This is a genomic window from Pengzhenrongella frigida, from assembly GCF_004168625.1.
GTDB lineage: Bacteria > Actinomycetota > Actinomycetes > Actinomycetales > Cellulomonadaceae > Pengzhenrongella > Pengzhenrongella frigida.
Genome location: NZ_SDWW01000040.1, coordinates 17647 through 42752 on the forward strand (window position 1 = coordinate 17647; position 25106 = coordinate 42752).

General features: G+C 73.3%; 26 protein-coding genes. 11 read left to right on the forward strand and 15 right to left on the reverse strand.

Annotation, left to right across the window (positions count from 1 at the left end; genetic code table 11):
- The first annotated feature begins 167 nt into the window (after nucleotides 1–167).
- A complete protein-coding gene (locus EUA98_RS20655) occupies nucleotides 168–242 on the forward strand; it encodes a 50S ribosomal protein bL37 (protein ID WP_407345783.1) in 75 nt (24 codons plus the stop codon).
- A gap of 74 nt (nucleotides 243–316) precedes the next feature.
- Here the strand turns inward: EUA98_RS20655 and rsrA are convergent, their stop codons facing one another.
- Nucleotides 317–610, reverse strand: coding sequence for a mycothiol system anti-sigma-R factor (gene rsrA / locus EUA98_RS14970; RefSeq protein WP_130103497.1), 294 nt, complete (start codon nucleotides 608–610; stop codon nucleotides 317–319).
- Nucleotides 607–1227, reverse strand: coding sequence for a sigma-70 family RNA polymerase sigma factor (locus EUA98_RS14975; RefSeq protein ID WP_130103498.1), 621 nt, complete (start codon nucleotides 1225–1227; stop codon nucleotides 607–609). The genes rsrA and EUA98_RS14975 overlap by 4 nt, the downstream gene beginning before the upstream one ends.
- A 200-nt stretch (nucleotides 1228–1427) precedes the next feature.
- On the opposite strand from EUA98_RS14975, the gene EUA98_RS14980 reads away from it, so the two are divergent.
- From EUA98_RS14980 to hisN, 5 genes are all read left to right on the forward strand, one after another.
- Nucleotides 1428–1961, forward strand: coding sequence for a ferritin (locus EUA98_RS14980; protein WP_130103499.1), 534 nt, complete (start codon nucleotides 1428–1430; stop codon nucleotides 1959–1961).
- A gap of 46 nt (nucleotides 1962–2007) precedes the next feature.
- Complete coding sequence (locus EUA98_RS14985; protein WP_130103518.1) at nucleotides 2008–2532, forward strand: DoxX family membrane protein; 525 nt, start codon at nucleotides 2008–2010, stop codon at nucleotides 2530–2532.
- A 10-nt stretch (nucleotides 2533–2542) separates the two neighbouring features.
- The gene (aroA, locus tag EUA98_RS14990) at nucleotides 2543–3877 is read left to right on the forward strand and encodes a 3-phosphoshikimate 1-carboxyvinyltransferase (protein WP_130103500.1); all 1335 of its coding nucleotides are present in this window, start codon (nucleotides 2543–2545) and stop codon (nucleotides 3875–3877) included.
- Nucleotides 3874–4983: a ribosome small subunit-dependent GTPase A gene (gene rsgA, locus EUA98_RS14995; protein ID WP_130103501.1), complete on the forward strand. Its 1110-nt coding sequence runs from the start codon at nucleotides 3874–3876 to the stop codon at nucleotides 4981–4983. Before aroA ends, rsgA begins: the two co-directional genes overlap by 4 nt.
- A gap of 71 nt (nucleotides 4984–5054) precedes the next feature.
- Nucleotides 5055–5858, forward strand: a complete 804-nt coding sequence (hisN, locus tag EUA98_RS15000; protein WP_130103502.1) for a histidinol-phosphatase — start codon at nucleotides 5055–5057, stop codon at nucleotides 5856–5858.
- Nucleotides 5859–5902: 44 nt separating this feature from the next.
- Here the strand turns inward: hisN and EUA98_RS15005 are convergent, their stop codons facing one another.
- From EUA98_RS15005 to EUA98_RS15015, 3 genes are read right to left on the reverse strand one after another with little or no spacing between them, the layout of a single operon-like run.
- Nucleotides 5903–6370, reverse strand: a complete 468-nt coding sequence (locus tag EUA98_RS15005) for a DUF6912 family protein (RefSeq protein ID WP_130103503.1) — start codon at nucleotides 6368–6370, stop codon at nucleotides 5903–5905.
- Nucleotides 6371–6387: 17 nt separating this feature from the next.
- Nucleotides 6388–7740 (reverse strand): CpaE/TadZ family protein, encoded by a 1353-nt coding sequence (locus EUA98_RS15010; protein WP_130103504.1) that lies wholly within the window; start codon nucleotides 7738–7740, stop codon nucleotides 6388–6390.
- Nucleotides 7737–8375 (reverse strand): SAF domain-containing protein, encoded by a 639-nt coding sequence (locus EUA98_RS15015; protein WP_242511563.1) that lies wholly within the window; start codon nucleotides 8373–8375, stop codon nucleotides 7737–7739. The genes EUA98_RS15010 and EUA98_RS15015 overlap by 4 nt, the downstream gene beginning before the upstream one ends.
- 146 nt (nucleotides 8376–8521) lie before the next feature.
- On the opposite strand from EUA98_RS15015, the gene EUA98_RS15020 reads away from it, so the two are divergent.
- On the forward strand, nucleotides 8522–8758 hold the full coding sequence (locus EUA98_RS15020) for a helix-turn-helix domain-containing protein (protein WP_130103506.1): 237 nt from the start codon (nucleotides 8522–8524) through the stop codon (nucleotides 8756–8758).
- Nucleotides 8759–8835: 77 nt separating this feature from the next.
- Here the strand turns inward: EUA98_RS15020 and EUA98_RS15025 are convergent, their stop codons facing one another.
- Nucleotides 8836–9366, reverse strand: coding sequence for a hypothetical protein (locus EUA98_RS15025; protein ID WP_130103507.1), 531 nt, complete (start codon nucleotides 9364–9366; stop codon nucleotides 8836–8838).
- Nucleotides 9367–9514: 148 nt separating this feature from the next.
- On the opposite strand from EUA98_RS15025, the gene EUA98_RS15030 reads away from it, so the two are divergent.
- Complete coding sequence (locus EUA98_RS15030; protein WP_130103508.1) at nucleotides 9515–10528, forward strand: LysM peptidoglycan-binding domain-containing protein; 1014 nt, start codon at nucleotides 9515–9517, stop codon at nucleotides 10526–10528.
- Nucleotides 10525–11238, forward strand: a complete 714-nt coding sequence (locus tag EUA98_RS15035) for an Rv3235 family protein (protein WP_130103509.1) — start codon at nucleotides 10525–10527, stop codon at nucleotides 11236–11238. The genes EUA98_RS15030 and EUA98_RS15035 overlap by 4 nt, the downstream gene beginning before the upstream one ends.
- Nucleotides 11239–11260: 22 nt before the next feature.
- Here the strand turns inward: EUA98_RS15035 and secA are convergent, their stop codons facing one another.
- From secA to mtrA, 9 genes are all read right to left on the reverse strand, one after another.
- Complete coding sequence (gene secA / locus EUA98_RS15040; protein ID WP_130103510.1) at nucleotides 11261–14167, reverse strand: preprotein translocase subunit SecA; 2907 nt, start codon at nucleotides 14165–14167, stop codon at nucleotides 11261–11263.
- Between the two features lie 140 nt (nucleotides 14168–14307).
- The gene (locus EUA98_RS15045) at nucleotides 14308–15312 is read right to left on the reverse strand and encodes a DMT family transporter (protein WP_207219108.1); all 1005 of its coding nucleotides are present in this window, start codon (nucleotides 15310–15312) and stop codon (nucleotides 14308–14310) included.
- Nucleotides 15313–15403: 91 nt separating this feature from the next.
- Nucleotides 15404–16651: a winged helix-turn-helix domain-containing protein gene (locus tag EUA98_RS15050; protein WP_130103511.1), complete on the reverse strand. Its 1248-nt coding sequence runs from the start codon at nucleotides 16649–16651 to the stop codon at nucleotides 15404–15406.
- A 64-nt stretch (nucleotides 16652–16715) separates the two neighbouring features.
- Complete coding sequence (gene hpf / locus EUA98_RS15055; protein WP_130103512.1) at nucleotides 16716–17366, reverse strand: ribosome hibernation-promoting factor, HPF/YfiA family; 651 nt, start codon at nucleotides 17364–17366, stop codon at nucleotides 16716–16718.
- Between the two features lie 126 nt (nucleotides 17367–17492).
- Nucleotides 17493–18404 carry a ComF family protein gene (locus tag EUA98_RS15060; RefSeq protein WP_207219109.1) on the reverse strand — a complete coding sequence of 304 codons (912 nt, stop codon included), beginning with the start codon at nucleotides 18402–18404 and terminating at the stop codon, nucleotides 17493–17495.
- A 148-nt stretch (nucleotides 18405–18552) separates the two neighbouring features.
- Nucleotides 18553–18747, reverse strand: a complete 195-nt coding sequence (locus tag EUA98_RS15065; protein WP_130103513.1) for an antitoxin — start codon at nucleotides 18745–18747, stop codon at nucleotides 18553–18555.
- A 148-nt stretch (nucleotides 18748–18895) separates the two neighbouring features.
- The gene (locus tag EUA98_RS15070; RefSeq protein WP_130103514.1) at nucleotides 18896–20581 is read right to left on the reverse strand and encodes an LpqB family beta-propeller domain-containing protein; all 1686 of its coding nucleotides are present in this window, start codon (nucleotides 20579–20581) and stop codon (nucleotides 18896–18898) included.
- Nucleotides 20578–22260 carry an MtrAB system histidine kinase MtrB gene (gene mtrB / locus EUA98_RS15075; RefSeq protein WP_242511565.1) on the reverse strand — a complete coding sequence of 561 codons (1683 nt, stop codon included), beginning with the start codon at nucleotides 22258–22260 and terminating at the stop codon, nucleotides 20578–20580. The genes EUA98_RS15070 and mtrB overlap by 4 nt, the downstream gene beginning before the upstream one ends.
- Entirely contained in the window at nucleotides 22257–22940 is a 684-nt protein-coding gene (gene mtrA, locus EUA98_RS15080; protein ID WP_130103515.1) for an MtrAB system response regulator MtrA, read from the reverse strand. The genes mtrB and mtrA overlap by 4 nt, the downstream gene beginning before the upstream one ends.
- Before the next feature lie 194 nt (nucleotides 22941–23134).
- On the opposite strand from mtrA, the gene EUA98_RS15085 reads away from it, so the two are divergent.
- Both EUA98_RS15085 and EUA98_RS15090 read left to right on the forward strand, forming a co-directional pair.
- Nucleotides 23135–24379: a DUF7847 domain-containing protein gene (locus EUA98_RS15085; RefSeq protein ID WP_130103516.1), complete on the forward strand. Its 1245-nt coding sequence runs from the start codon at nucleotides 23135–23137 to the stop codon at nucleotides 24377–24379.
- A complete protein-coding gene (locus EUA98_RS15090) occupies nucleotides 24376–25035 on the forward strand; it encodes a DUF4129 domain-containing protein (protein ID WP_130103517.1) in 660 nt (219 codons plus the stop codon). The genes EUA98_RS15085 and EUA98_RS15090 overlap by 4 nt, the downstream gene beginning before the upstream one ends.
- Nucleotides 25036–25106 lie beyond the last annotated feature (71 nt).

Sequence of the window (25106 nt, forward strand, 5' to 3'; positions counted from 1 at the left end):
TGAACGCACGACCCCGCAGCGTTGCCGAACCATCGCCGGCGCGGTGCCGGGATGTCGGCCGCGACCCGCCGGGCATTTCGGGACCTGGCCGCGGATGTGGGACCCTGGTGCGACCCGGAATCACCGCCGACCCCGCCGGGGCCCCGGCGAGCGGTAGAGGAGACACCATGAGCAAGAGTTCCCGCAAGAAGAGGTCCCGTAAGAAGAGCAGCGCGAACCACGGAAACCGGCCCAACGCCTGATCCGTGCGACATGCCACGAGCCCGGTGCGATTCGCACCGGGCTCGACGCATGTCCATCGAAGTTCTGCCGCTGGTCAGCCCGGCAGATCGCCGCGCAGCACCGTCAGCTGGGTGCGGATGCGCGCGTGCAGCTCGCGCGGCGCGGACTCGCTGCACGAGCGCTTCACGAGCTTCTTGATGTGGTCCTCGATGTCGTACTCGGACAGGCAGGGCTCGCAGTCCGCGAGGTGCTCGCGGATCCGGTCGCCGTCGGTGTCCGTGACCTCGGAGTCCAGGAACTCAGACAGCCGCTCGAGCGCCTCGCGGCACTCGACCACGTCGAGGGGCTGGCCGGAGCCGGGGTGCAGGGACGACTCTTCTGCGCTCATGACCCGACCTCCTTCTCGCCGGCTCCGACGAGGCCGCGCCCGCGTGCGTAGTCGCTGAGCAGGTCACGAAGCTGATGGCGGCCTCGGTGCAACCGAGACATCACGGTGCCGATCGGCGTGCCCATGATCTCGGCGATCTCCTTGTAGGCGAACCCCTCGACGTCGGCGAGGTAGACGGCGATCCGGAAGTCCGCCGGGATCTGCTGCAGGGCGTCCTTGACGTCGGAGTCCGGCAGATGGTCGAGCGCCTCCGCCTCGGCCGAGCGCAGGCCCGACGACGTGTGGGACGCGGCGCGCGCGATCTGCCAGTCCTCGATCTCCTCCGCCGCCGAGCGCAGCGGCTCGCGCTGCTTCTTGCGGTAGGTGTTGATGAACGTGTTGGTGAGGATCCGGTACAGCCACGCCTTGAGGTTGGTGCCCGGCCGGTACTGGTGGAACGCGGCGAACGCCTTGGTGAAGGTCTCCTGGACGAGATCCTCGGCGTCGGCGGGGTTCCGGGTCATGCGCAGCGCAGCGGCGTAGAGCTGGTCCAGGTAGACCAGCGCCTCCGCCTCGAAGCGTGCGACGCGGGCGGCGGAGTCCTCGGCCTCAGGGGCCCGGTGCGTGTCCTCGGTCATCGCCCAAGAGCCTATCCCGGTGGTTCCCCCAGGCTTGCCCCACGGCGTCTGGCCGAGAGGAGTCGGGACGGTAGTGGGGCGGGACGCCAGGACGCAGCTCATGTCGGTCTCAACCTCGCACCCCTGGTGACCATTCCCGCCACGGTCCGACGCGCCGCTCCTCGCGTGCTCTCGCACACCGGAGGGACTAGCGTGCCGGTATGACTGACTCCCGATTCCTCCAGCTCCTGCGCGAACAGGTCGGGCACGAGCTCGGTGCCCACCAGCAGTACATCGCGATCGCTGTCTGGTTCGACCGCTCCGACCTGCCCCAGCTCGCGCGGCACTACTACCGCCAGGCCGTCGAAGAGCGCAACCACGCGATGATGATCGTGCAGTACATGCTCGACCGGGACCTGCCCATCTCCATCCCCGGGATCGACGCGGTGCGCAACGACTTCGCCGACGTCGTCGAGCCGATCGCGCTCGCGCTCGCCCAGGAGAAGCAGGTGACCGCGCAGATCGAGGCGATCTTCCAGGCCGCGCGCACCGAGGGCGACCCGCTCGGCGAGCAGTTCATGCTGTGGTTCCTCAAGGAGCAGGTCGAGGAGGTCGCCTCCGCGTCCACGCTCCTGACGGTCACGCAGCGGGCCGGCACCAACCTGTTCGACCTCGAGAACTACATCGCCCGCGAGCAGGTCGGTGACGGCGGGGAGTCGCTCGACGCCCCGTCCGCCGCCGGCGGCGCGCTGTAACACCCCACTCCGAGCACCCGCTACCCGACCGAGGGAAACACCTGTGATGCTGCTCCGCCGGCTCGCCCGCCCGCTCCTTGCCACCTGGTTCGTGTCCCAGGGGGTCGACGCCGTTCGGGGACCGGCGGTCCACGTCGCGTTCGCGCGACCCGCTGTCGACTCCCTCGCGACCGAGCTCGGCAGCGTCAAGCGCCTGACCGACTCCCAGCTGCGGAGCATCGTGGTCGCCCACGGCGCGCTCACCGCTCTCGCGGGCCTCGGCCTGGCACTCGGCCGGGCGCCGCGGACGGCGGCCTTCGTGCTGGCCGGGCTCACCCTGCCGATCGCCGCGGCGAGCCTGCCGGTCCGCAAGGCCGGCAAGGTCCCGCCCGAGGTCAAGCGCGAGCGCCGCGAGCGGTTCATCCGGAGCATCGCCTTCACCGGCGCCGCGCTGCTCGCCGGGGCGGACTACGAGGGCCGGCCCGGGGTCTCCTGGCGGGTCAGCAACGCGCGCGAGCAGGCCGCGGCGCGGGCCAGCGCGGTGGCGTCGGAAGCGGCCTCGCACGCCAAGGCCCTCACCACACCCCGGTAACCTGGGCGGCATGACGACGCCAGCCACCACGGCAACCCGCGAGGCCGACGCCGACTGGCTTGCCCCGACGGCGACCGGACCGCTCGACGCGACGGTCGAGGTCCCCGGTTCCAAGTCCCTGACCAACCGCTACCTGGTGCTCGCGGCCCTCGCCTCCGGTCCCGGACGGCTGCGTGGCGCGCTGCGGTCGCGCGACACCGAGCTGATGGCGGCGGCCCTGGCAACCCTGGGCACACGGCTCACGGATGACGCCCGGACGGACGCCACGGCGGCCGGAGCCGACCCCGACTGGCTGATCACCCCCGCACCGTTGCGGGGTCCCGCCACGATCGACTGCGGCTTGGCCGGCACCGTGATGCGCTTCCTGCCGGCGGTCGCTGCCCTCGCGGACGGCCCGATCCGGTTCGACGGCGACGAGGGTGCGCGGGTCCGACCCATGGGCCCGGTACTCACCGCCCTGCGCGCGCTCGGGGTCTCGATCACCGAGTCCGGCGCGGTCGGGCACCTGCCCTTCACGGTCACCGGGCGCGGGTCCGTGCGTGGCGGGGCCGTCGACGTCGACGCCTCGGCCTCGAGCCAGTTCGTGTCCGGTCTCCTGCTGGCCGCCGCCCGGTTCGAGCAGGGGCTCACGGTGCGCCACATCGGGGCCACCCTGCCGAGCCTGCCGCACATCGACATGACGGTGCAGCTGCTGCGTGACGCCGGCGTCACGGTCGACGACTCCCGCCCCGCCATCTGGCGGGTGGCCCCCGGGCCGATCGCCGCGCGCGACGTGCGGGTCGAGCCCGACCTGTCCAACGCGGGCCCGTTCCTCGCCGCCGCGCTCATCGCCGGTGGGACCGTCCGCGTCCCGGGCTGGCCCGCCACCACCACCCAGCCGGGTGCGCTCCTGCCGCAGATCCTCGAGCGGATGGGCGCCACCACGCGGCTCGACGGCGACGTGCTCACGGTCACCGGGACCGGTGTCGTGCATGGTCTCGATCTCGACCTGCACGCGGCCGGCGAGCTGGCCCCGACCCTCGCCGCCCTCGCGGCCCTCGGGGACTCCCCCACCCGCCTGCGCGGCATCGCCCACCTGCGGGGCCACGAGACGGACCGCCTGGCGGCGCTCGCGATCGAGATCACCCGCCTCGGCGGGCAGGTCGAGCAGACAGCCGACGGGCTCGTCATCACCCCGCGACCGCTGCACGCCGCCACCATGCGCACGTACCACGACCACCGGATGGCCACCGCCGGCGCCCTGCTCGGGCTGCGGATCCCCGGCCTGCTCGTCGAGAACGTCGCCACCACGGCCAAGACGCTGCCCGACTTCCCCGGGCTGTGGCGACGGATGCTCGCCCGGTGAGCCCCGGCAAGCAGCGGCTGGACGAGTCGGACATCCGCATCCGACCGAACCGCCGCGGCACCCGACCGCGCACCAAGCAGCGACCCGAGCACGCCGACGCGATCACCGCCATGGTGACCGGCGTCGACCGCGGCCGGTACACGCTGCTCATCGACGAGGGCGGACCCGACGAGCACCGGGCGATCGCGATGAAGGCGCGCGAGCTCGGCCGCGACCGGGTGGTGCCAGGCGACCGGGTCGACGTCGTCGGCGACTCCTCCGGCGACGACGGGAGCCTGTCCCGGATCGTGCGGATCGAGGAGCGGACCACCGTGCTGCGGCGTTCCGCGGATGACACCGACGCGATCGAGCGCATCATCGTCGCCAACGCCGACCAGCTGGTCATCGTCACGGCGCTGGCCGACCCCGAGCCGCGCACCCGCATGATCGACCGGTGCGTCGTGGCCGGCTACGACGCGGGGATGGATGTGCTGCTGTGCCTGACCAAGGCCGACCTGGCCGACCCGACGGAGCTGGTCGCGATGTACGCCCCGATCGGCGTCGCGGTGGTCGTCACGCGGCGCGGCCCGGGCGGTGAGCTCGAGGCGCTCGACGACGTGCGTCGTGCGCTGGCCGGACGCACCTCGGTGCTCGTGGGCCACTCGGGGGTCGGCAAGTCCACGCTGGTCAACGCGCTCGTGCCCGATGCGTTCCGCGCGGTGGGAGTCGTCAACGACGTCACCGGCCGGGGTCGCCACACCTCGAGCTCGGCGATCGCGCTGCGCATGCCGGCGCCCGAGGGTCCCGCCGACGGTGAGGATCGTGCGGACGGCGCCGGGTGGGTCATCGACACGCCCGGGGTGCGCTCGTTCGGGCTCGCGCACGTCAAGCTGGAGAACCTGCTCGCACCGTTCGGCGACCTCGCCGGCGTCGCGCAGGAGTGCCCGCGCGGCTGCACGCACGCCGACGACGCCCCGGACTGTCTGCTCGACGAGTGGGTCGCCGCCTCCCCGGATCCCGAGACGAGCGCGGCGCGCGCGGCGCGCCTGGAGTCGTTCCGCCGGCTGCTCGTGAGCCGGGCCGGCACCATCGGCGCGGAGAACACCCCGGAGCGCGACTCCCGCTGAACTTGTGGGTCTGTCGCATCGAGCATCCTGATCTGCGCCGACCCGCTGCGCTGCGCGGCTACCGTGTCCCCATGACCATCCGCTCGGGATACGACGACGACCTGCGTCTCGCCCACGTGATCGCCGACCAGGTCGACTCCGTGACGATGGCCCGGTTCAAGGCGCTGGACCTGCGGGTCGAGACCAAGCCCGACCTCACGCCGGTGTCCGACGCCGACCGCACCGCCGAGGAGGTCATCCGCGCGCAGCTCGCCCGCGCCCGGCCCCGGGACGCGGTCCACGGCGAGGAGTTCGCCGACACCGGCCGCGGTCCGCGGCAGTGGGTGATCGACCCGATCGACGGCACCAAGAACTTCATCCGGGGCGTACCCGTCTGGGCGACCCTGATCGCGCTCGTCGACGCCGGGCAGCCGGTCCTCGGCGTGGTAAGCGCGCCGGCGCTCGGCCGCCGGTGGTGGGCGGCGACCGGCTCGGGGGCTTGGACCGGTCGCTCGCTGGCGGCGGCCACCCGGCTCCACGTCTCCGGGGTCGGCGACCTCAGCGACGCGTCCCTGTCCTACTCCAGCCTGACCGGCTGGGAGGACCGCGGTCGGCTCGACAGCTTCCTCGACCTGACCCGCAAGGTCTGGCGCACGCGGGCCTACGGCGACTTCTGGTCGTACATGCTGGTGGCCGAGGGCGCCGTCGACCTCGCCTGCGAGCCGGAGCTCGAGCTGCACGACATGGCAGCGCTCGTGCCGATCGTGACCGAGGCCGGCGGGCGGTTCACCTCGATCAAGGGGGTGCCCGGTCCGTTCGGCGGCTCGGCGCTCGTGAGCAACGCGCTCTTGCACGACGCCGCACTGCAGATCCTGGACCCGCTGCTCGACGACTGATCCCCTCAGGTCACCGCGAGATCCAGGTCACCGCGGGATTCAGGTCACCGCGGGATCGCGTCCAGCTCGCTCGCGTCGTACCAGAGCAGGTCCTGCTCGTCGAGCCTCTCGACGGCGGCCTCGTCGCCGGTGAGGGCTGCGACGACGTCGGGCGCGGCCGCGGGCTCATCGACGTGCCCGCACGCGATCGCGTCCCACGGCACGCTCTGGTGGAGCTCGACGGCGCTCGGCACCGCATCGGGGTCGACGACGACGGTCACGGCAGAGTCCGCGACGTCGGCCGTGAGCACCAGCCGCAGGCGCGGCGCGGTCGGCGCCGCCGCGAGGAGCTCGAGCGAGTCGTCGGCGGCCGCGAGCTGGGCCGCGAACTCCAGCCCCTCGTCCTCGTCGTCGGGGAACATCGCACGGAGCGCCGGCGTCACCGCGTGGGCCCGGCGCGGACCGAGTTCGAGGCGTCCTCCCGGCGGCGTCGAGGCGAGGTCGAGCAGGGTGGCCGGCAGGTAGATGCGCACGGCCCCAGTGTGCCCGCTCAACCGGCGTGCGCGAACCCCGCCGCGCGCCGCCCGCCCGCCGGCCGACCCGCGGGTGCGGCCGGTCGGGCGATGCGCGTGGCCAGGGCCGCGATCGCGCGGCGGGCGGGCGACCCGGGCGAGACCTCCAGCAGCGTCGCCCCGCGCAGCACCGCGGCGTCGACCGCCGCCCGGTCCTCCGGCACCAGATACGGGTCGTCCACGCCCGCGTACCGCCCCAGCGCCTGGCCGATCGCGACGCCGGGACGCGGACCCGCAGCGGAGGCGCGGACGCGGTTGACCACGACCATGCGTGCGCCCGTGATCGCCACGGGCAGGGTCGCGAGGTCCGTGAGCCCGCGCACCAGGCGCTGGATCCCGACCGGATCCCCCGCACCCACCACCACGACGACGTCGGCCGCCTCGAGCGCCGACAGGGTCGCCGCGTTCCGGCGGGGTGCGCGCGTGTCATAGCTCAGGGCCTCGTCCTGCTCGAGGCAGAACCCGCAGTCGATCACGGTCCACGCCGCGAGCTCGCGCGCCACCTCCCAGACCACCTCGAGCGCGGACGCGGGCAGCTCCGGCCAGCGGTTCGCGCGCGAGATCCCCGTGAGCACCCGCAACCCGGGCGCGAGCACGGGCGTCAGCCGGGCGAGCCCGGCGAGGTCGAGCCCACCCTGTCCGGCAGCCCGGGCCGCAGCGGCCAGGCCCGGCGCCTCGTCCAGCATGGCCACGAGCTGTCCGATCGTGCCGCCGTAGGTGTCGGCGTCGATGACCAGGGACCCGCCACCGGAGCCGGCGTCGGCGAGCTCCGCGGCGAGGTTGAGCGCGATCGTGGAACGCCCCGGCGCGCCGGTCGGCCCCCAGACCGCCACGACCTTGCCCGGCGGACGCGCGCGTTGGCCCGGGCTTGCGGCGACGCCGCCGAGCTGGTCGGCGGTGTCGGTAGCTGGGCCGGTGGCCGGGCCGCTCGCCGGGCCGAGGGCTGCCGGCCCGGGCTCGAGGTCCTCGTCCGCCGCCTCGGCCAGGGCGAGCACTGCCGCGACCAGGCGGAGGCCCGCGGGATCGTCGTCGTCGAGCACCGCGTCGACCCCGAGCGCCAGCGCTCGCGCGACCTGCTCCGGGGCGGTCAGCGCGAGCACCCGGAACCGGCCGGAGTGCAGCTGGGCCACCGCTTCGCGGTCGAGGTGCGGCAGGTCCGCCGAGACCACCGCGATCCGCCCCAGCCCGGCTCCGGCGGCGGCGAGCAGCTCGGCGAGGTCCGCGCAGCGCCGCATCACCGTGATCCGGTTCGCGGCGCCGTCGAGCGCCGTCGCCACCGCGGCCTCGCCCGCCCCGCGCACCGCGCAGAGCACCCCGACGGGCGGGGTCACCGCGGACCGCCGGTACCCGGGACGAGAACGAGCCAGGCGGTGCCGTCAGCGGCGAGCGCAGCGAGGACCTCGGGCAGCGACCCGGTCGGGACGAGCACGTGGACGGTCGTCCGGCTCCCGACGGCGAACGCGCCGGCCGGGCGCGCGACCTCGGCGACCTCGAGGTTCGCGGCGAGCTGCCGTGGAGCGGCGCTCACCTCGCCGTCGAGCTCGGGGGTCACCCACAGGTCGACCTGCGCCCCCTCGACGACACCCGCCGATGGCGCGTCCGCCACCACCACGGGCACGGGCCGGACGTCGAGCGCGGCGGCCTCCCCGAGGGCGGAGAGGGGCACGAGCTCGCCGGCGGCCACCGTGCGCAGCACGACCAGGCCCGACGGCGGTGCGGCCGTCGCGGCCAGGTAGTGGCCGGCCTCGGCCGATCCGAGCCGCACCCGCCCGACGACGAGGTCGGCACCCGAGACCGTCTCGCCGGGCGTCAAGGTGCCGCGTGCGACGTAGACCGGGGTGTTCGCCTCCGCCGCGGACACGACCCACGCTCCGAGTGCGACCGCTGCGGCCACCATCACCACTCCGGCCAGCAGCCGGGGGTCGCGCCAGGTCGGACGGCGCAGCCGCACCGCGACCGGGCTCACCGGTTCTCGCCACGTTGCGACCATGTCCGCGCCCCCTGCTCGGCCGGTAACCGCCTCGAGTGCCCATCATGGGCGATTCCGCCCGATTGCGCAGGTGAGTTGTGGAGGACTCCCGGATCGACCGAGGTGCGTGCCAGACTTCGGGCATGTCCTCCCGGTTCCTCACGCTCGCCGATGTGACCGAGGTGCTCAACATCTCCGCCGCCCAGGCGTACGCACTCGTCCGCACGGGCGAGCTCCCCGCGATCCAGATCGGCGGGCGGGCGCAGTGGCGGGTCGAGGCGAGCGAGCTCGAGTCGTACATCGAGCGGATGTACGCGCAGACCCGGGCGCGCATCGGCGTCGAGTCGGACGCGTCTGGGCAGGACCGCTCGGCCGACTGACTGACTGACCGACCGACTGCGGCGTTTCATTCAGAGCGCCCGCTCCCTAGGAACGCCCGCTCAGTCGGAAGGCACGCTCAGTCCGAACGCACGACCCGGATCGACACGAACGGGACGGCCCACAGCTGCGCGGCACCCGTGCCGCCGTCGACCCCGGTGGCCAGATCGAGATGATCGGCCCCGACGCGTTCGATCCGACCCGCGAGCTCGGTGCCGTCGGCGACGATGCGGACCGCCACCCGGTCCCGCGCCAGCGCCCGCAGGGCGTACCCCAGCCCGAGCCGTCGCGCCACCTCGCCCGTCGCGGGGGCGGAGCGCGCGGGCAACCCCCGCACGGCAGCCACCGCTGCGAGCGGCACGAGCGCGCGTCGAGGCCCCTCGGCGACGAGCAGCCAGTGGGCGGCCACCTCGAGCAGCTGCCCGGCGACCACGTGCCCGCCGGCGACCGAGATCCGCACCTCCGCACCGAGGGCCGCGCGTAGCCGGTCGCCGAGCTCCACCCCCGCAAGCTCGGCGCGCGTCAGATCGGCCACCTCGACCACTCGCTCTGCCGCCTGCGCGGCCTCGAGCTGGGCCTCCATATCCGCAAAGAGTGCTTCCCACCGCATCCGCCCACCGTAGGGCGCGCACCCCGTCGAACCGTCCCCAACGCATGACTACCCCTGGACAAGTGCGCCCGTTCCCGGTAAGCCTGACCCACCGAACGACAGCAAACATCATCAAACGGCATCAAACGGTGACCCAGGAGGTCTTTCGATGATCAGGAGCACCCACCCCCGGTCCCCCGCGTGGCCGGACCCTGCGCTGCCCGACCGCACCCGTCCGGCGGACACACATCGCCCCGTCCGACTCGCCAGCCTGGCGGGCGCGGCGAGCGCAGCGCTGGCCGCCGCCGGCGCGCTCAGCACGCGGCTCGCGGCGATCGCCCCCGAGGCCGTGTCCGGGCTGACCCCGGTCGACGAGCTGGTCGGGCTCGGTGCGCTCGCCGCCGGTGCCGCCGTCGCGTGGTGGCTCGCCCTGGGGTTGGTGACGGCGGTGGGGTGCGCAGCCGTCCGGGGGCTCGGTCGACGCTGGTCCGCCGGTGAACGGTTCGTCGCCCGGCACGCCCCCGCGATCGTCCGCCGGGGTTTGGCACTGACGATCGGGGCCGGGGTGGGCCTGGTCTCGGTGATCGTGCCGGCCGTCGCCCAGGCTGCCGATCCGCCGGTCGACCTCGGCTGGGTCGCCACACGAGTCGCCGTGGACCCCGCGGAGGGTGGGACCGGCTCCGATGCACCCCGCCCCGCCGAGGCTGCACCGACGGCAGGTGCCGAGGTCTCGGCCACCCCGTCGGAGCCGACCACGAGCACGCCGGCGCCAACGGCGAGCGCGTCAGCACCGACCGCGGGCGCACCGGTACCAACGGCGAGCGCACCGGCACCGACGGCAAGCACGTCAGCACCAGCAGCGGGTGCGCCGGAACCCACCGCGAGCGCGTCGGATCCCGCGGTGGGCGCGTCGGAGTCCCCACCCGACCCTGCCGCCGCCGAACAACGTGTCACCGTGCAGGCCGGCGACAGCTTGTGGAGGATCGCGGCCGACCACCTCGCCCTCGACGCCAGCGACGCGGACATCGCCGTCGCCTGGCCCGCCTGGTTCGAGACGAACCGGGCGGTCGTCGGCGACGACCCCCACCAGATCCACCCCGGGCAGGTCCTGTCCGCCCCGGGACGGGCCACCCAGGCCGGTCAGGCGACTCCACCCGCTCACACCACCGGGAGCCGATCATGAGCGCCGCGACGGTCGCGAGCGAGCCGGAGGACGTCCCCGCAGCAACCCTCACAGCGGCGCCCATCACGGCAGCGCCCATCACCGCGGCGCCCGTCATCGCCACGTCCGCTATCGCGACTCCAGCGACCGCACGAGACCGAAGGACCCCGCAGACCCGAGTGGCCGACGCCGCGGCTGCCCCCGACGTCCCCGACGCTCCGGGACGCACGACGCCCGCACGGGTCCGGCTGACCCCGCTCGTGGAGCCGGCCGCGCGGGTCGTCTGGGCGGAGAGCCCGGCGTTCTCCCAGCCGCCGATCGCCGGTTCGGCGATGGCCCTCGCCCGCTGGCGACCGCCCGGGCCTGACGCAGATTCGGCCGGCGCGACCGAGCGCCCGCGCCTGCCCGACCCGACCAAGATGTGCTGCGCAATGGTCCAAGCCGCGGTCGAGGCGCTGCGCGGGAACCGCCCGCTCGCGCAGCTCGCGCGGTGGGTGTCGCCGGAGGTCTACGAGCAGCTCACCGCACGCTCGGCCCTCACCCAGCGCGTGCTCGGCCCGGGCGAGGCGACCCACCGTGCCTCGATCCGCCGGATCCGGTTGTTCCGGCTCGGCGAGTTCGCGGCGGAGGCGACGGTCGTGGTCGAGGACGGCCCCCGCGTGCGGGCGGTGGCCGTACGACTCGAGGGCCACCGCGGCCACTGGCGCGCGACGGCCCTCGAGATCGGCTGAACGTGGAACGAGGCGGCGAGCCTCAGCGCTTCTTGCGCTGCTTCTCGGCCTTGCGGCGCTCCTCGCGGTTGACGGCGGCCGCGGGGGCACCGGTCGTGGCACCCGACGCGTCCGGACCGACCGCTGTGACCGCGATCTGTGCGTCGCCGTCCACGGTCGGCGCCGAGTACTGCAGCGGCGCGCTGCGGTCGGGGCCCTCGAGACCCTTCGCCACCAGCGTGCCGGCTGCCCGGCGACCGGACGGCGCACCCTTCGCCTCACGGCGTGTGGCGGGCGTCGTGTCGGCGTCGGCTGCCGGCTCCGCGACCCCGGCGTCCGCCGCGGGCTGGTCGCCGTCGGCCGGGCGCGGACGCGCGGCTCCCGCACCAGCACCGACCGCTGCCTGAGCCGCAGATGCTGCCGTCACGGTCGGGCCCGTGTCCTCGGGCTCGGCCACCTTGACCTCGAGGTTGAACAGGTACGCGACCGACTCCTCCTTGATGGCTTCGGTCATCGCGCCGAACAGCTGGAAGCCCTCGCGCTGGTACTCGACGAGCGGGTCGCGCTGGGCCATCGCCCGCAGGCCGATGCCCTCCTTGAGGTAGTCCATCTCGTAGAGGTGCTCACGCCACTTGCGGTCGAGCACGCTCAGCACGACACGGCGCTCGAGCTGGCGCATGTTGTCGGACCCGATCTGCTCCTCACGGGCCGCATAGGCGAACTGTGCGTCGCTGATCACCTCGGTCGCGAGCAGCTCGGCCGAGACCCGGGTGGGTCCGCCGGCCTGCTCGATGATCTCCTCGGAGGTGATCGAGACCGGGTAGACGGCCTTGAGCGCGGTCCAGAGCGCCTCCAGGTCCCAGCTCTCCGGGGTGCCCTCGGCCGTGGCGCCCTGCACGTACGCCGTGAGCACGTCGCCGGAGAAGTGCTGGATCTGGTCCTTCATGTCCTCGCCCTCGAGCACCCGACGGCGCTCGGCGTAGATGACGGACCGCTGACGGGACAGGACGTCGTCGTACTTGAGGACGTTCTTGCGGATCTCGAAGTTGCGCCCCTCGACCTGCGACTGCGCGCTCGCGATGCCGCGGGTGACGATCTTGGACTCGAGCGGGAGGTCGTCGGGGAACCCTGCCCGGGTCATCAGCGACTCGGCCATCTGCGAGTTGAACAGCCGCATCAGGTCGTCCTGGAGCGAGAGGTAGAACCGGGACTCGCCCGGGTCACCCTGGCGACCGGAGCGGCCGCGCAGCTGGTTGTCGATGCGCCGGGACTCGTGCCGCTCGGTCCCGAGCACGTAGAGCCCCCCGAGCTCGACGACCTCCTCGTGCTCGGCGGCCACCGCCTCGATCGCCTTCGCGAGGGCATCGGGCCAGGCGGCCTCGTACTCCTCCGTCTGCTCGGCGGGGTCGAGACCGCGCCCAGCGAGGTCCGCGACGGCCATGAACTCGGCGTTGCCGCCGAGCATGATGTCCGTACCGCGACCGGCCATGTTCGTCGCGACCGTGACCGCGCCCTTGCGCCCGGCCTGCGCGATGATCGGCGCTTCCCGCGCGTGCTGCTTGGCGTTGAGGACCTCGTGCGGGACGCCCTGCTTCTTCAGCTTGCTCGAGAGCAGCTCGCTCTTCTCGACGCTCGTGGTGCCAACCAGCACGGGCTGGCCGGCGGCGTGCCGCGCGACGATGTCGGCGACGACGGCGTCGAACTTGCCGGTCTCGTTCTTGTACACCAGATCGCCCTGGTCGATGCGGCACATCGGCTTGTTCGTCGGGATGGGCACCACCCCGAGCTTGTAGGTGCCCTGGAACTCGGCCGCCTCGGTGTCGGCGGTCCCGGTCATCCCGGCGAGCTTCGCGTACAGGCGGAAGTAGTTCTGCAGCGTGATCGTGGCGAGGGTCTGGTTCTCGGCCTTGATGACCACGCCCTCCTTCGCCTCGATGGCCTGGTGCATGCCCTCGTTGTAGCGGCGTCCGGGCAGCATGCGTCCGGTGTGCTCGTCGACGATGAGCACCTCGCCGTTCAGCACGACGTAGTCCTTGTCGCGCTTGAAGAGCTCCTTGGCCTTGATGGCGTTGTTGAGGAACCCGATCAGCGGGGTGTTCAGGGACTCGTAGAGGTTCTCGATACCGAGGTAGTCCTCGACCCGCTCGATGCCTGGCTCGAGCACGCCGATGGTGCGCTTCTTCTCGTCGACCTCGTAGTCGCGCTCCGCCTGCAGCCGCTTGACCACCTTGGCGAACTCGGCGTACCAGCGGTTCGCGTCGCCCGAGGCAGGCCCGGAGATGATGAGCGGGGTGCGCGCCTCGTCGATGAGGATCGAGTCGACCTCGTCGACGATCGCGAAGTTGTGGCCGCGCTGGACGAGCTCCTCGGTGTTCCACGCCATGTTGTCGCGCAGGTAGTCGAACCCGAACTCGTTGTTGGTGCCGTAGGTGATGTCGGCCGCGTACTGCTGGCGGCGCTCCGCGGGCGTCTGTCCGGAGAGGATGACGCCGCTCGACATGCCGAGGAAGCGGAAGATGCGTCCCATGAGCTCGGCCTGGTAGCTGGCCAGGTAGTCGTTGACCGTGACGACGTGCACGCCCTTGCCCGACAGCGCGTTGAGGTAGGCGGGCGCGGTCGCGACGAGCGTCTTGCCCTCGCCGGTCTTCATCTCCGCGATGTTGCCCAGGTGCAGCGCCGCGCCACCCATGAGCTGGACGTCGAAGTGGCGCTGCCCCAGCGTGCGTCGAGCGGCCTCCCGGACGGCCGCGAAGGCCTCGGGGAGCAGGTCGTCCAGGCTCTCGCCGTCGGCGACCCGCGCCTTGAACCGGTCGGTCTCCTCGCGCAGCTCCGCGTCAGTCAAGGACGTGAAGCTGTCCTCGAGCGCGTTGACCTGGTTGGCGATGCCGGACAGCTTTTTCACGATCCGGCCCTCGCCGAAGCGCAAGATCTTCTCGAGGATCGCAGGCACGCATGACTCCCTGGTTTTTCTTGTGTCCGCGGCCGGGTGGCCGGACGGATCCACGTCTCGCGGCCGCCCCACCGGTACGTGCGCACGCACTCGCGCGGCAGCAGGCGGACAGCCCGTCCCCATCGTAGGCGAGCGATCCGCTAGATGACCCGCTCCCCGCGCGGTCGAAGCGCAACGATCGCGGCCGCGAGCAGCGCGGCGCCGGCCACCCCGGCCGGGCCGAGCCGCTCGCCGAGGAGCAGCGCAGCGCCGACGGCGGCTGTCAGCGGCTCGAGCAGCGCGAGCACCGCGGCCGTCGTGGCGGGCACCCGCCGCAGCCCGGCGAAATACGCGCCGTACGCGGCGGCTGTGGGCACCGCACCCAGGAAGCCGATCAGCAGCCAGCCGTCCGCCCCGCTCGGTGCGACGAGCCCGGCGCCGACGACGGCGGCGAACGGCAGGAGCACCGCGCCGCCGAGCGAGAAGGACACCGCAGTGAGCGTCAGCGGCTCGAGCCCCGGGAGCGGCCGACTGTTCAACAGGGTCATCACCGCGAACGCGATCGCCGACACGAGCGCCAGGCCGAGCCCGAGCCCGAACCGGGGTCCGCCGGTCGCCGGCACCCCGAGGAGCAGTGCGAGGCCAGCGAGTGCCAGGCCCATCGCGACGACCACGTGGGTGGCAGGTCGCCGTCGGGCACGCGCTGCGGTGGCGACGGCCACGACCACCGGCGCCGCCCCCAGCGCGACGAACGTGGCGGCCGACACCGAGGCGAGCGACACGGCCACGAAGTAGGTCGCCTGGTACGTCGCCGCGAGCGCGCCGGTGGCCAGGATGCGGATCACGACCGGGCGCGAGCGCCCCACGGTGGGCCGCCACGGCGTCCGGCGCACCCGCCCGGCCACCAGGAGACCGGCGGCCAGCACGCCACCGCCCACGAGCAGGCGATAGCTCGCCACCGCGATCATCGACAGGTCGCTGCCGGCGGCGAGGAAGGTCCCGGCGATCCCGCCGCTCCCCCACAGCACCGCGCCAACGACGACGAGAGCGAAGTCGCGCGGGCGCATCCCCCACGACTCGACCGGACCCCCGGCCGACCCATCGGCCGACGCCACGGGCGGGTCCGGGCGGGTTCGCCCCACGCTCGGTCGCGGTGGCGGGCGCATCCTGCGGAGCCTACTGGGCACCTGCGGTGCCAGTGCGCGCACCTGCGGCGCCAATGCGCCAGCCGGTACCCGGCGTCAGACGTGCCCGGCGTCAGACCGTCGCGAGCGCGGCCGCGAGGGAGGCGGCGAGGTCACCGCGCCGCGGGTCGGCGACCTCGATGTCGTCCAGCGCGAGCCAGCCGGCCAGCTCGCGCAGCTCGGCGGCGAGCTCGTGCGGGGTCTCGGCGGGGGCCCCGTCCTCGGCGAACGCCCCGACGACCCGCAGCACCGCCGCGGCGCGATCCGCCTTGAGGTCGACCCGGGCCGCGATCCGCTCCCCCAGCAGGAACGGCAGCACGTAGTAGCCGTGCACCCGCTGGGCCGCGGGCACGTAGATCTCGATGCGGTAGTGCATCGCGAACAGCTCCTCGAGCCGACGCCGCTCGAACACCAGCGGGTCGAACGGGCTCAGCAGGGTGCGGGCCGAGGCCCGGCGCGGGTGACGCGCACCGGTGTGCAGGTAGGCGACCCGGTCCCAGCCGCGGACGGTCACGGGTCGCAGCACACCCTGTTCCACGAGCTCGTCGATCGCGCGGCGGGCCGGCGTGAGCCGGAGCCGGAAGTAGTCGGCCAGGCAGCGGACCGTGCCCACGCCGTGCGCGCGGGCGGAGATCTCCACGAGCGCGCGGATCGCGTCGTCGTCCGCGATCGGGGGTGCGGCCAGCACCGCCGGGGGCAGGACGCGCTCGGTGAGGTCGTAGCACCGCTCGAACGACGCGGTCCGACGTGCGGAGGTGACCTCGCCGGTGAAGAAGAGGAACTCGAGCGCCCGCTTGGCCACCGTCCAGTTCCAGCCCCAGTCGGTGCGCACCCGGGGATGATCGCTCTCGTAGAACTGGTGCACCTCGCTCGCCGTCATCGGGCCCCGCTCGGCGATCAGCGTGCGGATCTCGGCCACGACTCCCGAATGCGCCAGCTCGACCCCGCTGATCGCACCCCAGGCCTCGGTGCGGTAGGCCCGCTGCCGCCACTCGAGCAGCCGGTACGTCGATGGCGGCACGTACGACGCCATGTGCCCCCAGTACTCGACCAGGGAACGGGGCGCGGTGCCCGCGGCGCGGTCGAGCAGCGCGGGGTCGTACGCCCCCAGCCGTGAGTACACCGGCATCAGGTGGGCGCGGGCGAGGACGTTCACCGAGTCGATCTGGAGCAGACCGGTCCGGTCGACCACCTGCCGCAGGTGCCGCGGGGTGATCACCGTGCCGGGCTCGGGCCGCCGCCGGTCGAGTCCCTGCGCGCCGAGCGCGACGCGGCGGGCCTGGCTCAGGCTGAGCACGTCGACGGGGCGGGAGGTGAGCATGCGCCCATCCTCCCGCCCCGCACCGACATCTCGTGCTCGCACGCCTGGCGGCGTGCCGGTCGTCCTAGCCGGCGACCCGCCGTTCGGTCGGCTGCGCCGGCACGACGCCGGCCGAGGCGACCGGCTTGTCGAGCTTGATCACGCCATAGCTCCAGCCGTGGCGCCGGTAGGCCACGGACGGCTGCGCGGTCTCGGCGTCGATGAACAGGAAGAAGTCGTGCCCGACCATCTCCATCTCGTACAGCGCGTCGTCCACGGTCATCGGCGTGGCCGCGTGGACCTTCTCGCGGATGATCACGGGCGAGTCGCCGAGCGTGTGCTCGACAGCCTCACCGGGGACGGGCGGCGGCGGGGTGGGCGCGACGGGCTCCAGCGGACGCACGTCGACCGGCGCGAGCGGGGTGTTGTTGCGGTGGTCCTTGCGGCGGTCGCGCGACCGACGCAGCCGTTCGAGCAGCTTGGTGGTCGCGAGATCCAGGGCCGCGTACCGATCGTCCGCGGACGCCTCGGCTCGCACGACCGGCCCCTTGTCACGCACCGTCAGCTCGACGCGTTCGGAAATCCCGGAAAGCCGCGGGTTGTTCTCGTGGGTGACCTCGACATCGACCCGCTGCGCGGTGGGCGCGAGCTGGTTGATCTTGGCGAGCTTGTCCTCTACGTGCAGACGGAACTTCTCAGGCAGCTCGGTGTGCCGACCAACGACGACGATCTCCATGCGGACCTCCGGAGTATCTTGGCGGCTCATTTCCTTGCCGCCAGATGGACGTGCTGTTCTCACCCCTTGCGGGCGGTCAGTCGACACCTCCCTCTCCAGACCGCGACGGCTCCACCGGCAGGTGCTTCATTGGCCCTGGACCGGTGGTCTGTGCGTCGATCTTGTCTTAACCGTAACGCGCCCGGGGGCACGCTCCAACCACCCCTGCGGCCATCCGGTGGACGCCAAAGATTCACCCGCTGGACCCTCGTTCCAGGATGTGCCGGGGAATCCTCCCGGAGGCGGCGTGGCAGCGAGCGTGAGGGCGCCGACGACGATTCCCCCGGCCGCTCGCACCGCGCGCTCGCACGCGGCGAGGGTCGCCCCGGTGGTCAGCACGTCGTCGACCAGGAGCACCGGCTGGCCCGCAGCCGGGAGGTCGGCCCGGGTCCGCCAGCGGACCCCGCCGCCGAGGTTGCGGCCCCGCGCGCGGGCTCCGAGCCCGACCTGGTCGCGCATCCCGGCGCGCTGGGCGAGCACTGGGGCGGCCCGCGCCGGGACCCCCGCCGCGACGCACCCGCTCGCCACCGACCGAGCGAGCAGCCCCACCAGATCGGCGCCGCGCCGCCGTCGGGCAGCGGCCGACGACGGCGCCGGTACGACCAGCAGCGGCCACGGCCCGAGCCGGGCCGCGCGCAGGACCGCCGCCACGTCGCCCGCGCCCACCGCGAGCGCAGCGGTGAGGGTCTGGGTGAGGTCGACGCGGCCACGGTCCTTCCACGCCACGACGAGCTCGCGCACCGGGCCGGTGTAGGGCGTCAGTGCCCAGACCGGGAACGCCGGGCGCCCGTCCATGAGGTCGAGACGCGGCGCGGACTCCTCGCACCGTTGGGGTGGTCCGGTCAGCGGGGCGCGACAGCCCGCGCAGAGCACCTCGTCGAGGGTTCCGCAGCCGGCGCACTCGACCGGGAGCACGAGCCGGGCCAGGTCGCGCGCCGCGAGCGCCGCCGCCCCACCGAGCGAGCACAGCCACGTCGCACCGACCTCCGCCGATCCCATCTGCGCAGCCTCGCCCCACCCACGGGCGCGCACCATGCGGTGGCGCCGACCCTGTGGAGCACGGGGTGGCCTCGGCGACCGGGGTCGGCTACCGAGGCTGGCCCGCGCTGCTCGAGCTCCGCGCGGCTCGATCTCCGCGCAATCCGCGTTACTTCTGCCCGGGGTCCTTCTGGCTGCGCAGGAAGTCCTTGGCCTTGTCGGTGGCGTCGTCGATCCGCGAGTCCGTGGAGTCACCGGTGCGCGACTTGATCGCCTCGGCGCCCTTGTCCAGAGCGTCGGACACCTGGTCCTCGTGACCCTTCAACGCGTCCTTCGCCTTGCCGATGATGTCGTCGATACCCATGTGAGCTCTCCTCGGTCGCGGTGGTCGGCGAGTTCGCCTGCGAGCCAGCACCGGTGCCGGCTCCCTTGAACTTCCTACCCGCCCGACCCCGGCAGCGGCAAGGGGCGCCCCGCAGGCCAGTCCTGGAGCCGCTCAGTCCTGGAGCCGCTCAGCCCTGGAACGCGGGGTCCGTGACGCCGGTGGCCACGCGGATCCAGCTGTTGCCCTGCAGCGTGAACAGGGAGCCGTCGCTCGAGCCGAGGTAGAGCGCACGCTCGCCCTTGCCGGCCGCGATCGACGTCGCGCCCTCGAGCGCGGGCAGGGCGCGTGTCTCACCGGCGATGGGGACGAGGTGCATGGTGGGACCGGTCATCGTGCCGCTGGTCCCGAGCACCGCGAGGTTCTCCTCGTCGACCCACACGACCTGGGTCGCGTCGACCATGCGCGCCCCGACCCGCAGCTGCTCCCCGAGCCGCTGCGGTGTGCCGGACTCGTCCCGGACGATGCCTACCACGTCGACCGCGGGACCGTCGAGCCCGGTCGAGACGACCGCCATGCGCGTCCCGTCACGGGAGACCCGGACCGAACGCACGATGCGCCCCTCGAGCCAGTCGACCGCCACGTCGACGACCGTGCCGTCCGACCGCACGGCCCACAGTCCGCCACTGGGGGCAGGTCCGCTCCAGACCCAGCCGAGCCGGTCCACCGACGGCGCGAGCAGCCCGGTCCGCGCGAGCAGCGGCTGCGCCGGCTGACCGGGCGTCGGTGCGAGCACGAGCTGGCCGGGGCCGGAGAGCAGGACCTGCGGGGAGCCGTCGACACCCGCCGCCGGGCTGCGCGGATCGAGGTTCGCGAGCGACCCGACCGTCTCGATCGGCGTCAGCGTGCTGCCGGTGAGCTTCTGGAGCAGGCCGTCGCTGAGCACCTGCAGACCGTCCGCGGGGGCGGGGTCACGCAGCAGCGTCGCGGCCGGGGGCTCCACCATGGGCACGCCCGCGATGGTCACGTTCACGGCCCGGATCCCCTTCAGCTGGAGCACCTGCACCAGCTGTGCCTTGAGCAGCGCGCGGTCCTCGGTGTTCGCCGACGCGACCGCCGCGTTCAGATCGACCATCGCGTTGCCCTCGCTGTCGATCGGGACGGACTCCACCGCGAGCCGGGTGCCGTCGGGGAACGCTGTCGTCACCGCGTCGCGCAACCACGGCGACGGGCCCGCGAGCAGCGCGCGCACCGCGTAGGTCGCCGCGTTGCGGCGCGGGAACCACCGGACCTCGGGGACGAGCAGGTCTCGGGTCGGCGTGAGGAAGTACAGCGGGGTCGCCCCGTACACCGAGTAGAAGAACGGCTCGGAGAGGAGCACGCCGTCATCGAGCCCCGAGATGCGCCACTCCCCCGTGGAGTCGCGGACGAGGTCGAAGACGGCATCCTGCTGAGCCCCCGGGAAACCCTCGGTGTACCGGCCGTCGGCGTCCACGGTCGCCACCACCGGCAGGGTCACGCTGACCTGGGTCTCGGTGACCTGCTCGAAGTCGATCGACGCGGCGGTGGAGTACACGACGACGCCCTCGGTCGGCTGCCAGGACGTGCGCGACTCGCGCGCCAAGAACTGCCGCGCGACGGCGTAGTTGTCACCGAGCCCCGCCGCCCCGGCCGCGAGGAAGCCCTGCACGATCGCCTGGGGTTCGGCGCCGATCGGGGGGCCGAACGCGAGCGGGAAGATCGAGCCGGGCTCGTCGACGGCGCCGTCGCCCTGGCCGACCGGGCCGGACGTCGGCAGGCCCGCACACCCGGCGAGCACGAGCACCACCAGCGCAGCGAGCAGCGCGCGCACGCCGCGGACCGGACGGGCGCTCATCGGGTCTCCAGGTGGTCGAGGTCGGGCAGCGCGGCAGGGTCGGAGGTCGAGCGGTAGGCCGGGTCGACGCCGATCTCGGGCTGGGCGTCCGGCGGCGGGACGAGCGGGAGCGGGGAACCCGCGAGCTGGATCCCCGCGCGCCGCGGGAGGGTCAGGCGGAAGCAGGCACCGCGCCCCGGGCGCCCCCACGCCTGGAGCCACCCGCCGTGCAGGCGGGCGTCCTCGAGCGAGATCGCCAGTCCGAGCCCGGTGCCACCGAGGGTTCGCGCCCGGGCCGGGTCCGCGCGCCAGAACCGGTCGAACACGTGCTCGGCCTCCTGCTGGGTCATCCCCACGCCGCGGTCGCGCACGGTGACCGCGACCGCCCGCTGGTCCGCGGCGACGGTCACCTCGACACTGCTGCCCTCCGCGTGCTCGATGGCGTTGACGAGAAGGTTGCGCAGGATCCGCTCGACCCGGCGCGGGTCGATGTCGGCGGTGCACCGGGCCTCGGGCAGCGTCACGTGCACCCACGAGCCCTTGTTCGCGGCGAGCGGCATCGCCTGCTCGACGGCGGCCGCCACGACGTCGCGCACGTCCTGGCCCTCGGCGTCGAGCATCGCGGCACCGGCGTCGAACCGGCTGATCTCGAGCAGATCGGCCAGGAGGTCCTCGAACCTGTCGAGCTGCATGGTGAGCAGCTCCGCGGACCGCTTGATCGCGGGCTCGAAGCTGTCACGCGCGCCGTGCAGCACCTCACCGGCCATCCGGATGGTCGTGAGCGGGGTGCGCAGCTCGTGGGAGACGTCCGAGACGAACCGACGTTGCAGCGTCGACAGCTCTTCCATCCGTTGGATCTGGACCTGCAGCGACTCCGCCATCTCGTTGAACGAGCGGGCGAGGGTGGCCATCTCGTCCTCGCCGCGCACCGTCATCCGCTCGGTGAGATGGCCGTCCGCGAGGCGTTCCGCAACCCGGGCGGCGGTGCGCACCGGGAGCACCGTCTGCCGCGTCACGAGCCACGTCATGCCGCCGAGCAGGCCGACGAGCGCGAACGCCCCGATCCCGAGCGTGCGCTGCAGGAGGACGAGCGACTCCTGCTCCGCGGCCAGCGAGTAGAGGTAGTACAGCTCGTACGTCTCGGTCCCGGCCACCCCCACGGTCGACCCGACCATGACCCCCGGATCCAGCCGGGAGCCGACGGGGTTGCCAGCGGGGATCGCGACCGACTGCCAGCGCTGCCCCTTCCCCTCGGCGACGCTCGCGCGCAGCTCGTCGCTGATGAGCGGCACGAGCCGCTCGTCGGACTGGACGGGGATGATGAACACGCCCTCGCCGGTGGGCGACTCCGCCGGGCGCTGGATGAACACGTCCCGCTGCCCGGTGCCCCCGACCTGCAGAGCCTGGACGAGGTCGACGAACAGCTCTTGCAGCTGGGTGTTGGCCGGCGCCGCGTCGAACCTGTCCTGCGCCTGGCGGGTCGAGCGCGCGCTCTCGTCGAGGATCTCCTCGAGCCGCTGGTTGAAGTTCCCGTCCCGGATCCGGTTCGACAGGTAGCCGCCGAGCACGAGGACGGTCAGCAGGCCGATCACGAGGGTCGAGGTGATGACCCGCACCTGCAGCGACGAGCGCCAGCCGCGGACCACCGACCGCGACAGCAGCAGGGAACGCAGGCGAAGGCGTCGCCAGAACCGGTTCACCGGGTCGTCGCGCCCGCCTTGTACCCGACGCCGCGCACGGTCACCACGATCTCCGGCCGCTCCGGGTCGGCCTCGATCTTCGAGCGCAGGCGCTGCACGTGGACGTTCACCAGGCGCGTGTCGGCGGCGTGCCGGTAGCCCCAGACCCGCTCGAGCAGCACCTCGCGGGTGAACACCTGCCAGGGGGTGCGGGCGAGCGCCACGAGCAGCTCGAACTCGAGCGGCGTCAACGAGATCGGGGAGCCGCCGCGGGTGACGCGGTGACCGGTGACGTCCACCTCGAGGTCACCGATGCTCAGGTGCTCGGGGGTGGTCTCGTCGCTGCGCCGCAGGCGGGCTCGGACGCGAGCGACGAGCTCCTTGGGCTTGAACGGCTTCGAGATGTAGTCGTCCGCGCCGGACTCGAGCCCGTGCACGACGTCGACCGAGTCGCTCTTGGCGGTGAGCATCACGATCGGGACGCCCGACTCGGCCCGGATCTCCCGGCACACCTCGGTCCCGTCCTTGCCCGGGAGCATGAGGTCGAGCAGCACGAGGTCCGGCTGGGTGCTCCGGAACACGCCCAAGGCCTCATCGCCATCGGCGCAGAAAACCGGATCAAACCCTTCGGACCTCAGCACGATGCCGATCATCTCGGCAAGCGCCACATCGTCGTCCACGACCAGCACGCGACCCTTCATGGGCCCATGGTGTCATCTCGCAGGTCGGACGCGGTATCGCGGCACGGGAAACCACCCACCGAACGGCTCAGCCCACCGCTCCCCTGCCGGCCACCCGCGTGGCACCATAGGCGGCGGGTCGCTCGCGCGTCCCGAGCCACCGACGGCGAGCGCCACGCGGCTTCGCGCCGCCGGCACCAGGGGAGCAGCACACCATGACCAGCCCGAACCACGAGACGCCGACGACGCCCGGCTGGGCCTCGCCCGCTCGTCAGCCGGCCGAGGGACCGGGTGCCCAGCAGGGGCCGCCGCAGTGGACCCCGCAGGACATTCCGCAGGACTCGCCGCAGGGGGCTCCGCAGGACGCTCCGCGCGGCCCGACGCCGCCCCCGCCGGGGTACTACGGGCCCGGGCAGCCGGGACCCGGTTACGCGGGCGCCAGCCAGCCGGGACCCGGCTACGTGGGCCCCGGATATGCGAACGCGCCCGGCTACGGTCCCGCCGGCGGGTACCGACCGCCCGCTGCCCAGCCCGGGATCGTCCCGCTGCGTCCGCTCGGCCTCGGCGAGATCCTCGACGGCGCCTTTCGCGCCATCCGCGCCAACCCGCGGGTCATGTTCGGCCTCACCGCGCTCGTCGTGACGATCACGGTTGCACTGCAGACCGTCGTCCAGTGGTACGTCGGCGGACTGCTCAGCGGTTCGCTCGCCGATGCCACCTCGACCATCGACCCCACCGGCGAGCTCGCGCTCACCGAGTCCATCGCCCCGACGATCGGCCCGATCCTCACGTTGCCGGCGCTCGCGCTGGCGACGACCGTGCTGACCGGACTGCTCATCGTCTCGGTGAGCCGCTCGGTCCTCGGCCAGAAGGTCACGATCGGCGAGGTGTGGCGCGAGTACAAGGGCCGCGTCGGCCTGGTCGTCGTGTTCACGATCTTGCTCTCGGTCGCGACCGTCGTCGTGGTCGCGATCCTGGTCGGGATCGTCGTCCTCCTTGCCACGAACCAGCACGAGATCCTCGGGGTGACGGTCGGGCTCATCGGCGGCGCGACCTTCTTCGTCGCCTACGTCTGGGTCCTCGTCCGCACCCTTCTGGTCCCGCCCGCGATCATGCTCGAGGGCGCCGGCCTGTGGTCGGCCGTGCGCCGAGGCTGGACGCTCAGCCGCGGCAGCTTCTGGCGCCTGCTCGGGATCTACCTGCTCACCTCGATCATCGTGAGCATCGTGCAAGGGCTGATCACGGCCCCGGCCACCATCATCTCGACGTTCGTGTTCCAGGACCCGCTCTCGACGTCGTTCGGCAGCCTCGTGCTCCTCGGCGTGGCCAACATCGTCGCGCTCACCCTGACGACCGTGTTCACCGCTGCGGTCGTCGCGCTGCTCTACGTCGATGTGCGTATGCGCCGCGAGGGTCTCGACGTCGAGCTCGCACGCGCAGCAGGTGCGACGACGGCGTGAGGGTCCTCGCTCTGCGACGCCTCGAGGTCCCGGTCGTGCCGGACGCCTCGACCGCGCGCCGCTGGGCCACCGAGGAGCTCGCCGACCCCGTCTACCACCGCGGCAAGAGCCTGCTGAGCCGATTCCTCGACTGGGTGCTATCCCTGTTCGACGGCGCTTCGGTCCCCATGCTGGGCCTGTCGCCCGGGGTGGTGGCCGCGTTGGTCGTGGCCCTCGCGCTCGTCGTGGTCGCGGTCGCGTTCTGGATCGCCGGCCCGGTGCGGCTGGCACGCCGTGCCGGCGGGTCCGTCGTCGTGCTCGGGAATGACACGCGCACGGCGACCGATCTGCGCGCCGCCGCCGACGCGAGCGCCGCGCGAGGGGACTGGTCGGCAGCGGTGCTCGACCGGTTCCGCGCGATCGTCCGCAGCCTCGAGGAACGCACCCTGCTCGACGAGTGGCCCGGCCGCACCGCGCACGAGGCGGCCGAGGCGGGCGCCGTCCGGCTCCCGAGCCACACCTCCGAGCTGCGTCGCGCCGGCCGGACCTTCGACGAGGTCTGCTACGGCAAGGTCGCCGCCGGCCCGGACACCGATGCGTGGTTGCGCGCGCTCGACGGCGCCCTGGCCGCGACCCGCCCGGTCGCACCCGTCGGCCGGGGCACGGTGGACGCATGACCGAGCGCGCCACGGCGCCGGTGGCCCCCGCAGCGCCGGCCGGCGTCCCCGGGTCCGCTGCGCCAGCCGGC

What these genes read in the sequence shown, in the direction of transcription:
- EUA98_RS14980 (WP_130103499.1), top strand. Translation starts at nt 1,428, where the DNA reads ATGACTGACTCCCGATTCCTCCAGCTCCTGCGCGAACAGGTCGGGCAC.
- EUA98_RS15085 (WP_130103516.1), top strand. Translation starts at nt 23,135, where the DNA reads ATGACCAGCCCGAACCACGAGACGCCGACGACGCCCGGCTGGGCCTCG.
- EUA98_RS15035 (WP_130103509.1), top strand. Translation starts at nt 10,525, where the DNA reads ATGAGCGCCGCGACGGTCGCGAGCGAGCCGGAGGACGTCCCCGCAGCA.
- EUA98_RS14985 (WP_130103518.1), top strand. Translation starts at nt 2,008, where the DNA reads ATGCTGCTCCGCCGGCTCGCCCGCCCGCTCCTTGCCACCTGGTTCGTG.
- EUA98_RS15050 (WP_130103511.1), bottom strand. Translation starts at nt 16,651, where the DNA reads ATGCTCACCTCCCGCCCCGTCGACGTGCTCAGCCTGAGCCAGGCCCGC.
- EUA98_RS15045 (WP_207219108.1), bottom strand. Translation starts at nt 15,312, where the DNA reads ATGCGCCCGCCACCGCGACCGAGCGTGGGGCGAACCCGCCCGGACCCG.
- EUA98_RS15025 (WP_130103507.1), bottom strand. Translation starts at nt 9,366, where the DNA reads ATGCGGTGGGAAGCACTCTTTGCGGATATGGAGGCCCAGCTCGAGGCC.
- hisN (WP_130103502.1), top strand. Translation starts at nt 5,055, where the DNA reads ATGACCATCCGCTCGGGATACGACGACGACCTGCGTCTCGCCCACGTG.
- EUA98_RS15070 (WP_130103514.1), bottom strand. Translation starts at nt 20,581, where the DNA reads ATGAGCGCCCGTCCGGTCCGCGGCGTGCGCGCGCTGCTCGCTGCGCTG.
- EUA98_RS15065 (WP_130103513.1), bottom strand. Translation starts at nt 18,747, where the DNA reads ATGGGTATCGACGACATCATCGGCAAGGCGAAGGACGCGTTGAAGGGT.
- mtrA (WP_130103515.1), bottom strand. Translation starts at nt 22,940, where the DNA reads ATGAAGGGTCGCGTGCTGGTCGTGGACGACGATGTGGCGCTTGCCGAG.
- EUA98_RS14975 (WP_130103498.1), bottom strand. Translation starts at nt 1,227, where the DNA reads ATGACCGAGGACACGCACCGGGCCCCTGAGGCCGAGGACTCCGCCGCC.
- EUA98_RS15060 (WP_207219109.1), bottom strand. Translation starts at nt 18,404, where the DNA reads ATGGGATCGGCGGAGGTCGGTGCGACGTGGCTGTGCTCGCTCGGTGGG.
- hpf (WP_130103512.1), bottom strand. Translation starts at nt 17,366, where the DNA reads ATGGAGATCGTCGTCGTTGGTCGGCACACCGAGCTGCCTGAGAAGTTC.
- aroA (WP_130103500.1), top strand. Translation starts at nt 2,543, where the DNA reads ATGACGACGCCAGCCACCACGGCAACCCGCGAGGCCGACGCCGACTGG.
- EUA98_RS15020 (WP_130103506.1), top strand. Translation starts at nt 8,522, where the DNA reads ATGTCCTCCCGGTTCCTCACGCTCGCCGATGTGACCGAGGTGCTCAAC.
- EUA98_RS15030 (WP_130103508.1), top strand. Translation starts at nt 9,515, where the DNA reads ATGATCAGGAGCACCCACCCCCGGTCCCCCGCGTGGCCGGACCCTGCG.
- rsrA (WP_130103497.1), bottom strand. Translation starts at nt 610, where the DNA reads ATGAGCGCAGAAGAGTCGTCCCTGCACCCCGGCTCCGGCCAGCCCCTC.